This window comes from Undibacterium sp. Ji83W (assembly GCF_049340385.1).
Lineage (GTDB): Bacteria > Pseudomonadota > Gammaproteobacteria > Burkholderiales > Burkholderiaceae_D > Undibacterium.
In genome coordinates, this window is sequence record NZ_JBMPOZ010000030.1 from 1 (window position 1) to 14,318 (window position 14,318).

28 protein-coding genes are annotated in these 14,318 nt (G+C 48.1%); all 28 read left to right on the forward strand.

Features of this window, described 5'->3' with window-relative positions; translation table 11 throughout:
- Nucleotides 1-1,013, forward strand: a 1,013-nt coding sequence (gene tuf, locus ACO0LD_RS29170; protein ID WP_423011573.1) for an elongation factor Tu, incomplete at its 5' end; no start/stop codon positions are given.
- Between the two features lie 132 nt (nucleotides 1,014-1,145).
- Nucleotides 1,146-1,463 (forward strand): 30S ribosomal protein S10, encoded by a 318-nt coding sequence (gene rpsJ / locus ACO0LD_RS29175; protein ID WP_110255911.1) that lies wholly within the window; start codon nucleotides 1,146-1,148, stop codon nucleotides 1,461-1,463.
- A gap of 223 nt (nucleotides 1,464-1,686) precedes the next feature.
- Nucleotides 1,687-2,343 (forward strand): 50S ribosomal protein L3, encoded by a 657-nt coding sequence (rplC, locus tag ACO0LD_RS29180; protein WP_186953125.1) that lies wholly within the window; start codon nucleotides 1,687-1,689, stop codon nucleotides 2,341-2,343.
- A gap of 3 nt (nucleotides 2,344-2,346) precedes the next feature.
- Nucleotides 2,347-2,970 (forward strand): 50S ribosomal protein L4, encoded by a 624-nt coding sequence (gene rplD, locus ACO0LD_RS29185; RefSeq protein WP_186953126.1) that lies wholly within the window; start codon nucleotides 2,347-2,349, stop codon nucleotides 2,968-2,970.
- Nucleotides 2,967-3,281, forward strand: a complete 315-nt coding sequence (gene rplW, locus ACO0LD_RS29190; RefSeq protein WP_422989131.1) for a 50S ribosomal protein L23 — start codon at nucleotides 2,967-2,969, stop codon at nucleotides 3,279-3,281. The genes rplD and rplW overlap by 4 nt, the downstream gene beginning before the upstream one ends.
- A 2-nt stretch (nucleotides 3,282-3,283) precedes the next feature.
- Nucleotides 3,284-4,111 carry a 50S ribosomal protein L2 gene (rplB, locus tag ACO0LD_RS29195; protein WP_186950513.1) on the forward strand — a complete coding sequence of 276 codons (828 nt, stop codon included), beginning with the start codon at nucleotides 3,284-3,286 and terminating at the stop codon, nucleotides 4,109-4,111.
- A 10-nt stretch (nucleotides 4,112-4,121) separates the two neighbouring features.
- The gene (rpsS, locus tag ACO0LD_RS29200; protein WP_110255916.1) at nucleotides 4,122-4,397 is read left to right on the forward strand and encodes a 30S ribosomal protein S19; all 276 of its coding nucleotides are present in this window, start codon (nucleotides 4,122-4,124) and stop codon (nucleotides 4,395-4,397) included.
- A gap of 6 nt (nucleotides 4,398-4,403) precedes the next feature.
- Entirely contained in the window at nucleotides 4,404-4,736 is a 333-nt protein-coding gene (rplV, locus tag ACO0LD_RS29205) for a 50S ribosomal protein L22 (RefSeq protein ID WP_174244915.1), read from the forward strand.
- A gap of 9 nt (nucleotides 4,737-4,745) precedes the next feature.
- On the forward strand, nucleotides 4,746-5,579 hold the full coding sequence (rpsC, locus tag ACO0LD_RS29210) for a 30S ribosomal protein S3 (protein WP_186953127.1): 834 nt from the start codon (nucleotides 4,746-4,748) through the stop codon (nucleotides 5,577-5,579).
- Nucleotides 5,580-5,581: 2 nt separating this feature from the next.
- Nucleotides 5,582-6,001 (forward strand): 50S ribosomal protein L16, encoded by a 420-nt coding sequence (gene rplP, locus ACO0LD_RS29215; protein WP_423012614.1) that lies wholly within the window; start codon nucleotides 5,582-5,584, stop codon nucleotides 5,999-6,001.
- 12 nt (nucleotides 6,002-6,013) lie between these two features.
- Nucleotides 6,014-6,205, forward strand: coding sequence for a 50S ribosomal protein L29 (gene rpmC / locus ACO0LD_RS29220; protein ID WP_110255919.1), 192 nt, complete (start codon nucleotides 6,014-6,016; stop codon nucleotides 6,203-6,205).
- Nucleotides 6,205-6,477, forward strand: coding sequence for a 30S ribosomal protein S17 (rpsQ, locus tag ACO0LD_RS29225; protein WP_110255920.1), 273 nt, complete (start codon nucleotides 6,205-6,207; stop codon nucleotides 6,475-6,477). The genes rpmC and rpsQ overlap by 1 nt, the downstream gene beginning before the upstream one ends.
- A 238-nt stretch (nucleotides 6,478-6,715) precedes the next feature.
- The gene (gene rplN / locus ACO0LD_RS29230) at nucleotides 6,716-7,084 is read left to right on the forward strand and encodes a 50S ribosomal protein L14 (RefSeq protein ID WP_006464924.1); all 369 of its coding nucleotides are present in this window, start codon (nucleotides 6,716-6,718) and stop codon (nucleotides 7,082-7,084) included.
- A gap of 9 nt (nucleotides 7,085-7,093) precedes the next feature.
- Nucleotides 7,094-7,408 (forward strand): 50S ribosomal protein L24, encoded by a 315-nt coding sequence (gene rplX, locus ACO0LD_RS29235; RefSeq protein WP_110255921.1) that lies wholly within the window; start codon nucleotides 7,094-7,096, stop codon nucleotides 7,406-7,408.
- 4 nt (nucleotides 7,409-7,412) lie between these two features.
- The gene (gene rplE, locus ACO0LD_RS29240) at nucleotides 7,413-7,952 is read left to right on the forward strand and encodes a 50S ribosomal protein L5 (RefSeq protein ID WP_423012616.1); all 540 of its coding nucleotides are present in this window, start codon (nucleotides 7,413-7,415) and stop codon (nucleotides 7,950-7,952) included.
- A 7-nt stretch (nucleotides 7,953-7,959) separates the two neighbouring features.
- Nucleotides 7,960-8,265: a 30S ribosomal protein S14 gene (gene rpsN / locus ACO0LD_RS29245; protein WP_110255923.1), complete on the forward strand. Its 306-nt coding sequence runs from the start codon at nucleotides 7,960-7,962 to the stop codon at nucleotides 8,263-8,265.
- 14 nt (nucleotides 8,266-8,279) lie between these two features.
- Nucleotides 8,280-8,675, forward strand: coding sequence for a 30S ribosomal protein S8 (rpsH, locus tag ACO0LD_RS29250; RefSeq protein ID WP_110255924.1), 396 nt, complete (start codon nucleotides 8,280-8,282; stop codon nucleotides 8,673-8,675).
- Nucleotides 8,676-8,685: 10 nt separating this feature from the next.
- On the forward strand, nucleotides 8,686-9,219 hold the full coding sequence (rplF, locus tag ACO0LD_RS29255) for a 50S ribosomal protein L6 (RefSeq protein ID WP_423012618.1): 534 nt from the start codon (nucleotides 8,686-8,688) through the stop codon (nucleotides 9,217-9,219).
- A 12-nt stretch (nucleotides 9,220-9,231) separates the two neighbouring features.
- Nucleotides 9,232-9,594, forward strand: coding sequence for a 50S ribosomal protein L18 (gene rplR, locus ACO0LD_RS29260; RefSeq protein ID WP_110255926.1), 363 nt, complete (start codon nucleotides 9,232-9,234; stop codon nucleotides 9,592-9,594).
- 12 nt (nucleotides 9,595-9,606) lie between these two features.
- Entirely contained in the window at nucleotides 9,607-10,125 is a 519-nt protein-coding gene (rpsE, locus tag ACO0LD_RS29265; protein WP_423009068.1) for a 30S ribosomal protein S5, read from the forward strand.
- A gap of 10 nt (nucleotides 10,126-10,135) precedes the next feature.
- Nucleotides 10,136-10,315: a 50S ribosomal protein L30 gene (gene rpmD, locus ACO0LD_RS29270; RefSeq protein WP_110255928.1), complete on the forward strand. Its 180-nt coding sequence runs from the start codon at nucleotides 10,136-10,138 to the stop codon at nucleotides 10,313-10,315.
- Between the two features lie 28 nt (nucleotides 10,316-10,343).
- Entirely contained in the window at nucleotides 10,344-10,775 is a 432-nt protein-coding gene (gene rplO, locus ACO0LD_RS29275) for a 50S ribosomal protein L15 (protein ID WP_110255929.1), read from the forward strand.
- A gap of 25 nt (nucleotides 10,776-10,800) precedes the next feature.
- Complete coding sequence (secY, locus tag ACO0LD_RS29280; protein WP_423012620.1) at nucleotides 10,801-12,138, forward strand: preprotein translocase subunit SecY; 1,338 nt, start codon at nucleotides 10,801-10,803, stop codon at nucleotides 12,136-12,138.
- A gap of 23 nt (nucleotides 12,139-12,161) precedes the next feature.
- A complete protein-coding gene (gene infA, locus ACO0LD_RS29285) occupies nucleotides 12,162-12,380 on the forward strand; it encodes a translation initiation factor IF-1 (RefSeq protein WP_005663428.1) in 219 nt (72 codons plus the stop codon).
- Nucleotides 12,381-12,413: 33 nt separating this feature from the next.
- Nucleotides 12,414-12,527: a 50S ribosomal protein L36 gene (gene rpmJ / locus ACO0LD_RS29290; RefSeq protein ID WP_014004415.1), complete on the forward strand. Its 114-nt coding sequence runs from the start codon at nucleotides 12,414-12,416 to the stop codon at nucleotides 12,525-12,527.
- A gap of 28 nt (nucleotides 12,528-12,555) precedes the next feature.
- Nucleotides 12,556-12,921: a 30S ribosomal protein S13 gene (gene rpsM, locus ACO0LD_RS29295; RefSeq protein WP_186950499.1), complete on the forward strand. Its 366-nt coding sequence runs from the start codon at nucleotides 12,556-12,558 to the stop codon at nucleotides 12,919-12,921.
- A gap of 31 nt (nucleotides 12,922-12,952) precedes the next feature.
- Nucleotides 12,953-13,357 (forward strand): 30S ribosomal protein S11, encoded by a 405-nt coding sequence (gene rpsK, locus ACO0LD_RS29300; RefSeq protein ID WP_110255932.1) that lies wholly within the window; start codon nucleotides 12,953-12,955, stop codon nucleotides 13,355-13,357.
- A gap of 249 nt (nucleotides 13,358-13,606) precedes the next feature.
- The gene (rpsD, locus tag ACO0LD_RS29305) at nucleotides 13,607-14,230 is read left to right on the forward strand and encodes a 30S ribosomal protein S4 (RefSeq protein ID WP_422948925.1); all 624 of its coding nucleotides are present in this window, start codon (nucleotides 13,607-13,609) and stop codon (nucleotides 14,228-14,230) included.
- The last annotated feature ends 88 nt before the right edge of the window (nucleotides 14,231-14,318 follow it).

Consider the following 14,318-nt stretch of genomic DNA (forward strand, 5'->3'; position numbering starts at 1 on the left):
GTATTACAATCAATACAGCCCACGTTGAGTACGAAACAGCTGCTCGCCACTACGCCCACGTTGATTGCCCAGGCCATGCTGATTATGTTAAAAACATGATTACTGGCGCGGCTCAAATGGACGGCGCTATTCTGGTTTGCTCCGCAGCTGACGGCCCAATGCCACAAACGCGTGAACACATCCTGTTGGCCCGCCAAGTTGGCGTTCCATACATCATCGTGTTCCTGAACAAATGCGACATGGTTGATGACGCTGAGTTGCTGGAACTGGTTGAAATGGAAGTTCGTGAATTGCTGTCCAAATACGAATTCCCAGGCGACGACCTGCCTATCATTCAAGGTTCCGCTAAACTGGCCCTCGAAGGCGACCAAGGTCCCCTGGGCGAAGAAGCCATCATGAAACTGGCTGATGCTCTCGATTCCTACATCCCAACACCAGAACGCGCTGTTGACGGCGCCTTCCTGTTGCCAGTAGAAGACGTATTCTCCATCTCCGGTCGCGGTACAGTAGTTACTGGCCGTATCGAACGCGGTATCGTCAAAGTTGGCGAAGAGATCGAAATCGTCGGTATCAAAGACACAGTCAAGACAACATGTACTGGCGTTGAAATGTTCCGCAAACTGCTCGACCAAGGTCAAGCAGGCGATAACGTCGGCGTATTGCTGCGCGGTACCAAGCGTGAAGATATCCAACGTGGTCAAGTGTTGGCAAAACCAGGTTCGATCAAGCCACATGCGCACTTCACAGGCGAGATCTATGTTCTGTCCAAAGATGAAGGTGGCCGTCATACACCATTCTTCAACAACTACCGTCCACAGTTCTACTTCCGTACAACGGACGTAACTGGTTCGATCGAGTTGCCGAAAGACAAAGAAATGGTCATGCCAGGTGATAACGTTTCTATCACTGTAAAACTGATCAACCCGATCGCGATGGAAGAAGGCTTGCGCTTCGCTATCCGTGAAGGTGGCCGTACAGTCGGTGCTGGCGTTGTTGCTAAAATCATCGAGTAATATCTGCCGTAATTTGTAGTATACTAGTTGGCTGTCGTATTGAATTTAATGCGGCAGCCAATTTAGTTTTCGCTCTTTATTAAATATGCCGGCGGCTCTGCCGTACCTGGCTCGCTCTTTATAGGAATGAACATGTCCACACAAAATCAAAAAATCCGTATCCGTCTGAAGGCTTTCGATTACAAACTGATCGATCAGTCCGCTCTGGAAATCGTAGAAACAGCCAAGCGCACTGGCGCAGTTGTTAAAGGCCCGGTTCCTTTGCCTACACGTATCCAGCGTTTCGACGTACTGCGTTCCCCACACGTGAACAAAACTTCCCGTGATCAATTCGAAATCCGTACTCACCAGCGTTTGATGGACATCGTTGACCCAACTGACAAAACAGTTGACGCGTTGATGAAGCTCGATCTGCCAGCTGGCGTTGACGTAGAAATCAAATTGCAATAATTCTTATTGATTTGAAAATACTGATGCAAATTAGTGTTTTCAGAAAAATACTGAAAATTCGACATACCACAATTTTTCGAAAATTCAAATAAATAGTCTTGTAAATAAAAAATTTGCGGGCTATAATCGAAGGCTTAGATGTAGGTCAGCTTCGGCTGGCCTATTCGTTTAAGTTTTTTAAACATCAGCCTCACCCAATCGTAGGTGAGAATGGAGAAAACAAATGAGCTTGGGCCTAGTTGGTCGCAAGGTTGGCATGATGCGCATCTTTACAGATGATGGGGATTCGATTCCTGTTACTGTTTTGGACGTGTCCAACAACCGCGTGACGCAAGTCAAAACTCCTGAAACAGACGGTTACTCCGCTGTTCAGGTAACTTTCGGTCAGCGCCGTGCATCCCGCGTAACAAAAGCGGCTGCCGGTCACCTCGCAAAAGCAGGTGTTGAAGCTGGTACTGTATTAAAAGAATTCCGTATTGATGCTGCTAAAGCTGCTGAAATGAAAGCAGGCGATGTCGTGCCTGTTGGTATGTTCGAAGCTGGTCAAAAAGTGGATGTGCAAGGTGTAACGATTGGTAAAGGCTATGCCGGTACTATCAAGCGCCATCACTTCTCTTCTGGTCGTGCAACTCACGGTAACTCCCGTTCGCATAATGTACCTGGTTCTATCGGTATGGCGCAGGATCCAGGTCGTGTATTCCCTGGTAAGCGCATGACTGGTCATCTGGGTGATGCAACTCGCACTGTGCAAAATCTGGAAATCGCTCGCGTAGATGCAGAGCGTCAGTTGTTGCTGGTGAAGGGTGCCGTGCCGGGTGCAAAAAATGGTCAGGTGATTGTATCTCCTGCTGTTAAAGTTAAAGCCAAGAAGGGAGCCTAATCCATGGAACTGAAGCTCCTAAACGAACAAGGTCAAGCAGCGTCGAATGTAGCCGCTCCTGATACTATCTTTGGTCGTGACTACAATGAAGCCTTGATTCATCAAGTCGTCGTTGCATTCCAAGCCAATGCTCGTAGCGGTAATCGCAAACAAAAAGATCGTGAAGAAGTCCATCACACAACCAAGAAGCCTTGGCGTCAAAAAGGTACTGGTCGTGCACGTGCTGGTATGTCTTCTTCTCCATTGTGGCGTGGCGGTGGTCGTATATTCCCGAACTCGCCTGATGAGAATTTCTCTCACAAAGTTAACAAAAAGATGTATCGCGCAGGTATCTGCTCGATTCTGTCCCAGTTGGCTCGTGAAGGTCGTTTGAATGTGGTTGACGACGTTACTGTTGACGCACCTAAAACAAAACTGTTGTCCGACAAACTGAAGGCAATGGGTTGCCTGGATTCCGTCCTGATCATCACTGACGAATTCAATGAAAACCTGATGTTGGCAGCGCGTAACCTGGCAAACGTACTGGTTGTTGAACCACGTTATGCTGATCCAGTTTCTTTGGTGTTCTACAAGAAAGTGTTGATCACCAAGCCAGCACTGGCAAAGATTGAGGAGATGCTGGCATGAGCGCACCAGTCAAACATAGCGAAGAACGCCTGATGAAGGTGTTGCTGGCTCCTGTGATTTCTGAAAAAGCAACTATGGTTGCTGAAAAGAATGAGCAAGTGGTTTTCCTGGTTATGCCAGATGCAACCAAGCCAGAAATCAAAGCTGCCGTCGAATTGCTGTTCAAAGTACAAGTTGAATCTGTACAGGTAGCAAATCGCCAAGGTAAACAAAAACGTACCGGTAAATTTAATGGCCGCCGCAATCATACAAAACGCGCTTTTGTATGCTTGAAGCCAGGTCAGGAAATTAACTTCACTGAGGGGGCATAAGCATGGCACTCGTTAAGATGAAGCCAACCTCACCAGGTCGTCGTGGTATGGTGAAGGTAGTGACAGAAGGCCTGTACAAAGGTCGTCCGTTCGCTGCTTTGTTGGAAAAGAAATCAAAAACTGCTGGCCGTAATAACAACGGTCACATCACTACCCGTCATATCGGTGGTGGTCACAAGCAGCATTATCGTCTGGTTGACTTCAAACGCAACAAAGATGGTATCCCTGCAAAAGTAGAACGTATTGAATACGATCCTAACCGTACAGCACACATTGCATTGTTGTGCTACGCGGATGGTGAACGTGCATACATCATTGCTCCTAAAGGTATGGCAGCTGGTGATCAGGTCATGAACGGTTCGCAAGCGCCGATCAAATCTGGTAACTGTTTGCCTATCCGCAACATCCCGGTCGGTACAACTATGCATTGCGTAGAAATGCTGCCAGGTAAGGGTGCTCAGATTGCACGTACAGCTGGTGCTGGCGTTGTGCTGATGGCACGCGAAGGTACTTACGCTCAGGTTCGTCTGCGCTCCGGTGAAGTTCGTCGTATTCATATCGAATGCCGCGCGACTATCGGTGAAGTAGGCAACGGTGAGCATAACCTGCGCAAAATCGGTAAAGCTGGTGCAATGCGTTGGCGTGGTGTTCGTCCTACCGTTCGCGGTGTGGTCATGAACCCGGTCGATCACCCGCACGGTGGTGGTGAAGGTAAAACCGCAGCCGGCCGTCACCCAGTATCACCATGGGGTCAGCAAACCAAGGGTAAGAAGACTCGTCGCAACAAGCGCACTACTTCGATGATCGTCTCACGCCGTGGCAAGAAATAAGGGATAAAACATGACACGTTCATTGAAAAAAGGGCCGTTTTGCGACGCCCACCTGGTGAAGAAAGTCGAAACCGCGCAAGCGACTAAAGACAAAAAGCCAATCAAGACTTGGTCCCGTCGTTCGACAATTATGCCGGACTTCATCGGTTTGACCATTGCGGTTCATAACGGTAAGCAACACGTACCAGTTTATGTTTCCGAAAACATGGTTGGTCACAAGCTCGGCGAATTCGCGCTGACCCGTACGTTCAAGGGTCACGCAGCCGATAAAAAGGCTAAGAGATAAGGACCGATGATGGAAACTAAAGCAAATTTGCGCGGTGTGCGTCTGTCTGAGCAAAAAGGTCGCCTGGTGGCTGACCTGATTCGCGGTAAAAAAGTAGATCAGGCATTGAATATCCTGGCATTCAGCCCTAAAAAAGGTGCTGCGATCATCAAGAAAGTGTTGGAGTCTGCAATTGCAAACGCCGAACACAATGATGGCGCGGATATCGATGAGCTGAAAGTAAAGACTATCTATGTCGAAAAAGGTGCGATTCTGAAGCGCTTCACAGCACGCGCTAAGGGTCGTGGTGATCGTATCTCTAAACAATCCTGTCACATTTATGTGACCGTTGGTAACTAAGGAGTCACGATGGGACAGAAGATACATCCAACCGGTTTTCGTTTGGCAGTAACACGTAACTGGTCTTCTCGTTGGTATGCTGGCAATGGTAACTTTGCCACTATGCTCATCGAAGATCTGAAGGTACGTGAATACCTGAAGAAGAAACTGAAAAACGCGTCTGTAGGCCGCATCGTTATTGAGCGCCCTGCTAAAAACGCACGCATCACGATATACAGCTCCCGTCCAGGCGTTGTGATCGGTAAAAAAGGCGAAGATATTGAAGTATTGAAAGCTGAATTGTCGAAATTGATGGGCGTGCCAGTTCACGTCAACATCGAAGAAATTCGCAAGCCAGAAATCGATGCTCAACTGATCGCTGATTCTATCGCTCAACAGCTGGAAAAACGCATCATGTTCCGTCGCGCCATGAAACGTGCGATGCAAAATGCAATGCGTTTGGGCGCTCAAGGTATCAAGATCATGTCTGGTGGTCGTTTGAACGGTATCGAGATCGCACGTAAAGAATGGTATCGTGAAGGCCGCGTGCCTCTGCATACTCTGCGTGCTGACATCGACTACGGCTTTGGTGAAGCATCCACAACTTACGGCATTATTGGCGTAAAAGTATGGGTCTACAAAGGCGATCGTTTGGCAAATGGCGATGCGCCTGTTATCGAATCGACACCGGAAGACGACAAAAAACGTCGCGGTCCACGTCGTGATGATGGCAAGCCAAATAGCCGTCCACGCGCCAAGCGTCCAGAAGGACAAACACCGACGACCGGCGCAGCAGCCCCAGCAGCCAAGCGCGTACGCGCAAAAGCTGACGCTGCAGCCCCGGCTGAGAAAGCAGGAGAATAATCATGCTGCAACCAGCACGCAGAAAATATCGCAAGGAACAGAAAGGCCGTAACAAGGGTATCTCGCATACTCGTGGTACAGCAGTTTCCTTCGGTGAGTTTGGCTTGAAGGCAATTGGTCGTGGTCGTATCACAGCGCGTCAGATTGAAGCAGCGCGTCGTGCAATGACTCGTCACATTAAACGCGGTGGCCGTATCTGGATCCGCATTTTCCCGGACAAGCCAATTTCCCAGAAACCAGCGGAAGTCCGTATGGGTAATGGTAAAGGTAATCCTGAGTACTACGTTGCCGAGATTCAACCAGGCAAAATGCTGTACGAAATGGATGGTGTCGATGAGACGCTGGCACGCGAAGCGTTCCGCTTGGCTGCAGCTAAATTGCCGCTGTTGACAACGTTCGTCGTCCGTCAAGTCGGCCAATAATAGGAGTTGTAAATGAAAGTATCTGAACTCCAAGGTAAGGATCAGGCGGCTTTGACCAAAGAACTGAATGAATTGTTGAAGGCTCAATTCAGCCTGCGTATGCAAATCGCTACGCAACAGCTGACTAATACTTCTCAATTGAAGAAAGTTCGTCGTGACATCGCACGTGTGAAAACCGTCATGAACCAGAAGGATGCCAAATAATGAACGATCAAGTTAAAGTCGCACTGAAGCGCACATTGATTGGCAAGGTTGTCTCCGACAAGATGGACAAAACCGTAACAGTGGTTGTTGAACGTCACGTCAAGCATCCTTTGTATGGCAAGATCATCGTACGTAGTGCCAAGTACCACGCACACGATGAAGCGAACCAGGCAAAGGCCGGCGACACCGTTGAAATTCAAGAAGGTCGTCCTATCTCCAAGACTAAAGCTTGGACAGTGACACGTGTGGTTCAAGTCGCACAAGTAGTATAAATTTATTGCACAAATCGTTTTTTGGTGTAATAATAATGGGCTGTCATTTGCAAAGTATGCGAGTGGCAGCCTAAATGTCTTTCATAACGCCCTCTTGTTGTGAAAGTGTTAAAAAATCGTCCACCTAATCAGTTGGCTCGTGCATTGTAGGTTATGTAGGGGTTAGCTGGCGGGACCAAGACTGACTACAAATTTGCATTGCGCAAGTTGTGTGGATTAAGTTGGGAAAGAGAACATTATGATTCAAACAGAAAGCCGGCTGGAAGTGGCTGACAATACTGGTGCGCGCGAAGTTTTGTGCATTAAAGTGTTGGGCGGTTCCAAGCGTCGTTATGCGGGTATTGGTGACGTAATTAAAGTCACTGTTAAGTCTGCTGCTCCGCGCGGTCGTGTAAAAAAAGGTGAAATTTACAACGCCGTTGTCGTGAGGACAGCTAAGGGTGTTCGTCGTCAAGATGGCTCGTTGGTCAAATTTGATGGCAATGCTGCAGTATTGTTGAATGCAAAACTTGAGCCTATCGGTACTCGTATTTTCGGCCCAGTAACACGCGAACTGCGTACTGAGCGCTTTATGAAAATCGTGTCTTTGGCTCCAGAAGTGCTGTAAGGGGTCGTGATGAACAAAATTCGTAAAAACGACGAAGTCATCGTCTTGACGGGTAAAGACAAAGGTAAGCGCGGTCAGGTGCAAGTTTGCATCGATAGCGATTACGTTGTTGTTGCAGGTATTAACGTTGCTAAAAAAGCTGTTAAGCCTAACCCAATGACTGGCGCAGTAGGTGGCATCGTGGATAAAGTGATGCCGATTCATGTGTCGAATGTTGCATTGTTTAATGCAGCGTCTGGCAAAGCAGACCGTGTAGGCTTCAAGGTAGTGGATGGCAAGAAAGTCCGTATCTACAAGTCGACTGGCGAAGTTGTGAAGGCATAACATCATGGCCCGTCTACAAGCAATATATAAAGATAAAATCGTTGGTGAACTGACTGAAAAGTACGCGTACAAATCAGTTATGGAAGTTCCACGTATCTTGAAAATCACCCTGAACATGGGTTTGTCTGAAGCAATTGCAGACAAAAAGATTATCGAGCATGCGGTAGGTGACCTCACCAAGATTGCTGGTCAAAAGCCAGTAGTTACCAAAGCTCGCAAAGCGATCGCTGGTTTTAAAATCCGTGAAGGTTATCCAATTGGTTGTATGGTAACTTTGCGTGGCGCTCAGATGTATGAATTCCTGGACCGTTTCATCACAGTGGCTCTGCCACGTGTACGTGACTTCCGTGGCGTTTCTGGTCGTGCGTTTGATGGTCGTGGTAACTACAATATCGGTGTCAAGGAACAGATCATTTTCCCTGAAATCGAATACGACAAGATCGACGCGTTGCGTGGTATGAATATCAGTATCACGACATCAGCAAAGACCGACGACGAAGCGAAAGCACTCCTCGCCGCATTTAAATTTCCGTTCAGAAACTGAGGTCGCCATGGCAAAACTGGCACTGATTAATCGTGAGCAAAAGCGTGCAGACCTGGTGAAGAAATTCGCTGGTAAGCGTGCCGAATTGAAGGCCATCATTGATGACCAATCAAAGACTGAAGAAGAGCAGTACGCTGCCCGTCTGAAGTTGCAGGCATTGCCACGTAACTCCAATCCGACTCGTCAGCGTAACCGCTGCGCATTGACAGGTCGCCCACGTGGAACATTCCGTAAATTCGGTTTGGGCCGTATTAAACTCCGTGAAGTCGCCATGCGTGGTGAAATCCCGGGTATGACTAAAGCCAGCTGGTAATAGGAGAATAAGCAATGAGTATGAGCGATCCTATCGCCGATATGCTGACCCGCATCCGTAACGCACAAGTTGTTCAAAAGACTGTCGTCGCGATGCCGTCCTCTAAAGTAAAGATCGCAATTGCGAACGTACTTAAAGACGAAGGTTACATTGAAGATTTCGCAGTTTCTGAAACTGCAGGTAAGTCCGAATTAAAAATCGGCTTGAAATATTACGCAGGACGTCCTGTGATTGAACGCTTGGAACGTGTTTCACGTCCAGGTCTCCGTATTTACAAAGGTAAAGACGAGATCCCAAGTGTCATGAACGGTTTGGGAGTGGCGATCGTTTCCACACCACAAGGCGTTATGACTGACCGCAAAGCGCGCGCAACCGGTGTCGGTGGCGAAGTGATTTGCTACGTCGCCTAAGGAGTGAAAGATGTCTCGAGTAGGTAAGATGCCAATCGCTTTGCCGGCAGGTGCTGAAGTCACCATTTCGACAGAGCAGATTACAATTAAAGGCCCGCAGGGCGTATTGTCTCAATCCTTGAATGGCTTGGTGACAGTTGCGAACGACAACGGTACTTTGAGTTTTTCCCCAGCAAATGATGGTCGTGAAGCCAATGCGATGAGCGGTACCTTGCGTGCCCTGGTCAACAACATGGTTAACGGCGTCACTAAAGGTTTCGAAAAGAAACTGAACCTGGTCGGTGTTGGTTATAAAGCGCAAGCTCAAGGCGACAAATTGAATTTGTCTCTTGGTTTCTCGCACCCGGTTGTTCACGCAATGCCAACTGGCGTTACATGCACAACACCAACTCCTACTGAAATCCTGATTAAAGGGATTGACAAGCAAAAAGTTGGTCAGGTTGCTGCTGAAGTTCGTGCATACCGCAGTCCAGAGCCTTATAAAGGCAAAGGCGTTCGCTATGCGGACGAAGTGGTTGTGATTAAAGAAACCAAGAAGAAGTAATAGGGGTTGACGATGGACAAGAAACAATCACGTCTGCGCCGCGCACGTCAAACCCGTGCCAAGATCGCAGAACTCAAAGTGAACCGCCTGGCCGTGCATCGCACAAACCTGCACATCTATGCAAACATCATTGGCCCAGACGCCAAAGTGTTGGCATCGGCTTCTACCGTAGAGGCAGAAGTACGTGCAGAGTTGGCTGGCAAGTCTGGTGCAGGCGGCAACGCTGCTGCAGCGAGCTTGATCGGCAAACGTGTTGCAGAGAAGGCAATCAAAGCAGGGGTTACCGAAGTTGCGTTTGACCGCTCCGGTTTCCGTTACCACGGTCGCGTCAAGGCGCTTGCAGAAGCAGCCCGTGAAGCTGGCTTGAAGTTCTAAGGAAAATTTGTCATGGCAAAAATGCAAGCAAAAACAGCAGCCGACAAGCCGGATGATGGCATGCGCGAAAAAATGATCGCGATCAACCGTGTGACCAAAGTGGTCAAGGGTGGTCGTATCATGGGTTTCGCAGCGCTGACAGTCGTTGGTGACGGCGATGGCCGTATCGGTATGGGCAAAGGGAAATCGAAAGAAGTTCCAGTTGCAGTGCAAAAAGCGATGGAAGAAGCACGTCGTAAGATGATCAAAGTGACTTTGAAGAACGGTACTCTGCAACACACCGTTACTGGCAAGCACGGCGCGTCTTCCGTCATGATTTCTCCAGCAAAAGAAGGTACTGGCGTTATCGCTGGTGGTCCAATGCGCGCGATTTTTGAAGTAATGGGTATTGTAAACGTCGTGGCGAAATCCAACGGCTCCACAAATCCATACAACATGGTTCGTGCAACTTTGAACGGTTTGGCCAAGATGAGTACTCCATCTGAAATCGCTGCGAAGCGTGGCAAAACTGTTGAAGAAATTCTCAGTTAAGGAGCACCTCATGTCTAAGACAGTAAAAGTGCAATTGGTTAAAGGTTTGATCGGCACACGCCAGGATCACCGTGCAACTGTACGTGGCCTGGGTCTGCGTCGTGTTAATTCAGTTTCCGAATTGGAAGACACGCCATCCGTACGCGGCATGATCAATAAAGTCTCGTATCTTGTGAAGGTTGTATCGTAAGCCGTCAGGTTTGCGATCGGAGCAAATTATGGAATTGAATACAATCCAGCCAGCTGATGGCGCAAAACACTACAAACGTCGTGTTGGTCGCGGTATCGGTTCAGGCTTAGGTAAAACAGCGGGTCGCGGTCATAAAGGCCAAAAATCCCGTTCAGGCGGCTTTCATAAAGTCGGTTTTGAAGGCGGTCAGATGCCTCTGCAACGTCGTTTGCCAAAACGTGGTTTTAAATCACTGGCAACACCGTACAAAGCAGAAGTTCGCCTGACAGATCTGGAAAACCTGCCAGTGACAGAGATCGACGTTTTGGCTTTGAAACAAGCCGGCGTAGTTTCTGAGCTTGCACGTGTAGTCCGTGTGATCTTGTCTGGTGCTATCACCAAGAAAGTTTCTTTGAACGGCTTGATCGTCACTAAAGGCGCTAAAGCTGCAATCGAAGCTGCTGGTGGCACAATCGCTTAATTAAAGCAGACAACCGGAGCATTAATTGGCAACATCTCCACAACAAGCTAAAAGTGCTGCAAGCGGGTTTCCCTGGGGGCGACTCTGGTTCTTGCTGGCGGCACTGGTTGTCTACAGGATTGGTGCACATGTTCCTGTACCGGGTATAGACGCCAAAGTGCTGGAAGATATGTTCAAACAAAACCAGGGTGGTTTGCTGGGTATGTTTAATATGTTCTCTGGCGGTGCGATGCAAAGATTCACTGTATTCGCGCTGGGTATCATGCCGTATATTTCTGCGTCTATCATCATGCAATTGATGTCGATAGTCTCTCCGCAGCTGGAAGCACTCAAAAAAGAGGGCGAGTCCGGTCGTAGAAAGATCACGCAATTTACGCGGTATGGCACTGTGGTTCTGGCCTTAATCGAAAGTTACTTTATCGCATTTGGTCTGGAAGGTCAGGCCGGTCTGGTACTCGATCCTGGCATGGCATTTCGTTTAACGACGGTATTGTCGCTGGTGACGGGCACCATGTTCCTGATGTGGTTAGGTGAGCAAATCACTGAGCGCGGTCTGGGAAATGGTATTTCGATCATCATTTTCGCCGGTATCGCAGCAGGTTTGCCTGGTGGCTTGAGTAATTTGTTTGAACTGGTCCGTACCGGTCAAATGGGTAACTTTGCTGCACTGGTTATCTGTATTGTTGTACCTGCAGTAACGTTTGCGGTAGTGTATGTCGAGCGTGGTCAACGCAAGATACTGGTGAACTATGCAAAACGTCAGGTTGGTAACAAGATTTATGGTGGTCAAAGTAGTCATTTGCCACTGAAGTTGAATATGGCTGGTGTAATTCCTCCAATTTTCGCTTCTTCCATCATCTTGTTCCCGGCGACGATTACCAGCTGGTTTACCAAGGGTGCAGAATCTTCAACAAGTGGTTTTATCACTTTCCTGAAGGATCTGGCAGCGTCGATGGCGCCTGGTGAACCTATACACGCCTTGTTGTATGCAATAGCGATCATTTTCTTCTGCTTCTTCTATACCGCTTTGGTATTCAACAGCAAGGAAACCGCAGACAACTTGAAGAAGAGTGGTGCTTTTGTTCCCGGGATACGTCCTGGTGACCAGACCGCACGCTACATCGACAAGATTTTGATGCGTTTGACGCTAGCAGGTGCGATTTACATTACGCTGGTTTGTCTGTTGCCAGAATTTTTGATTGCGAAGTGGAAAGTACCATTTTATTTCGGCGGAACGTCTCTGCTGATTATCGTGGTGGTTACCATGGACTTTATGGCGCAGGTACAGAACTATGTTATGTCCCAGCAATATGAATCGCTTCTTCGTAAAGCAAATTTCAAGGGCGGAATTCCTTCAAGGTAATCGCCCAGGGGACAGCAGATCGAATGGCAAAAGACGACGTTATACAGATGCAGGGCGAGATTCTTGAGAATCTTCCGAATGCAACATTTCGAGTTAAGTTGGAAAACGGGCATGTTGTACTTGGCCATATTTCAGGGAAGATGCGAATGAACTATATTCGTATTCTTCCAGGTGATAAGGTGACAGTGGAATTGACGCCTTATGATTTGAGCCGGGCGCGAATAGTGTTCCGTACCAAGTAAATTTAAAATGAACTAGAAGGAAAGAGGGCAAAAATGAAAGTTCTCGCATCAGTCAAGCGGATCTGCCGCAACTGCAAAATCATCAAGCGCAAGGGTGTTGTTCGTGTTATATGCACAGAACCACGCCATAAGCAGCGCCAAGGTTAATTTAACGTTATTGAACGAGGAATAACGAATGGCACGTATCGCAGGGGTTAATATCCCAAATCATCAGCATACCGTAATCGGCTTAACAGCTATCTATGGTATTGGCCGTCCACGCGCACAGAAAATCTGTGACGCAACAGGTGTTTTGACCAATAAAAAGGTTAAAGATCTGGATGACAACGAACTCGAGAAGCTTCGCGACGAAATCGGTAAATTTATCGTCGAAGGCGACTTGCGTCGTGAACTGTCCATGAACATCAAACGCTTGATGGACTTGGGTTGCTACCGTGGTCTCCGTCATCGTAAAGGCTTGCCTTGCCGTGGCCAACGTACACGTACAAATGCGCGTACTCGTAAGGGTCCACGTAAAGCAGCGCAATCTTTGAAGAAATAATCCAGGCTAGCCCGGATCCAAGGAAAACATTATGGCAAAAGCTCAAAATAACGCCGCAGCAGCACGTGCGCGTAAGAAAGTTAAGAAGAACGTTGCAGAAGGTATTGCTCACGTTCATGCTTCTTTCAACAACACCATCATCACGATCACTGATCGTCAAGGCAACGCGTTGTCTTGGGCAACTGCCGGTGGTGCTGGTTTTAAAGGCTCACGTAAATCTACTCCGTTTGCAGCGCAGGTTGCAGCAGAGGCAGCTGGTAAAGTGGCCGTTGAATGCGGTATCAAAAATCTGGAAGTTCGTATCAAAGGCCCAGGCCCAGGTCGCGAATCTTCAGTACGCGCTTTGAACAATCTGGGTATCAAGATCTCCCTGATTCAAGACGTTACTCCAGTTCCACATAACGGCTGCCGCCCTCCAAAGCGTCGTCGTATCTAAGCTGGAACACTAAGACGCTGGTTATTTAAGCGCCTTAAGCAAGCAGATTTATTCTCTGCTGGCATTCTTGCGGAATCTCCGTTAGAATGCAGACCCGCCATTCCGTTGGCGGGTTTTGTGTTGTGGAAATTCTAGAGTAGTACAAATTAATCAAAGGCTTGGCCTTTGTTGTTAAGACCACCGTCTGCTCGCAGGTAGATCAGACTAGCGTAGTGTAGAAAACATTACGTCATTTACAAGGAAAATATCGTGGCACGTTATATCGGACCAAAAGCAAAACTTTCCCGTCGCGAAGGCACGGACCTGTTCTTGAAGAGCGCACGTCGCTCCCTGGACTCCAAATGCAAACTGGACGCAAAACCAGGTCAACATGGTCGCACTTCTGGTGCTCGTACCTCTGACTACGGTAACCAATTGCGCGAAAAGCAAAAAGTTAAACGTATGTACGGCGTTTTGGAACGTCAGTTCCGCCGCTACTTCGCTGAAGCTGACCGTCAAAAAGGCAACACAGGCGAAACACTGTTGAAATTGCTGGAATCCCGTCTGGACAACGTTGCTTACCGTATGGGCTTCGGCTCCACACGCGCTGAAGCACGTCAGCTGGTGAGCCACAAAGCATTCACAGTCAACGGTATCGTTGTCAACATCGCTTCTTACCAGGTTAAAGCTGGTGATTTGATCGCTGTTCGTGAAAAAGCTAAAAAACAAGTTCGTATCGCTGAAGCGCTGTCTCTGGCAGAACAATCCGGCATGCCTACATGGGTAGCTGTTGATGCGAAAAAACTGGAAGGTACTTTCAAGTCCATGCCAGATCGTAGCGATATCGCTCACGATGTCAACGAATCCCTGATCGTTGAATTGTATTCTCGTTAATATTCAAGTTTCACCGCCTGCCTGTTTTATTACAGGCAGGCTTTTTTCTTTAATGCCGTCAGCCTTATCGGTGTAACGAACCGAGGGT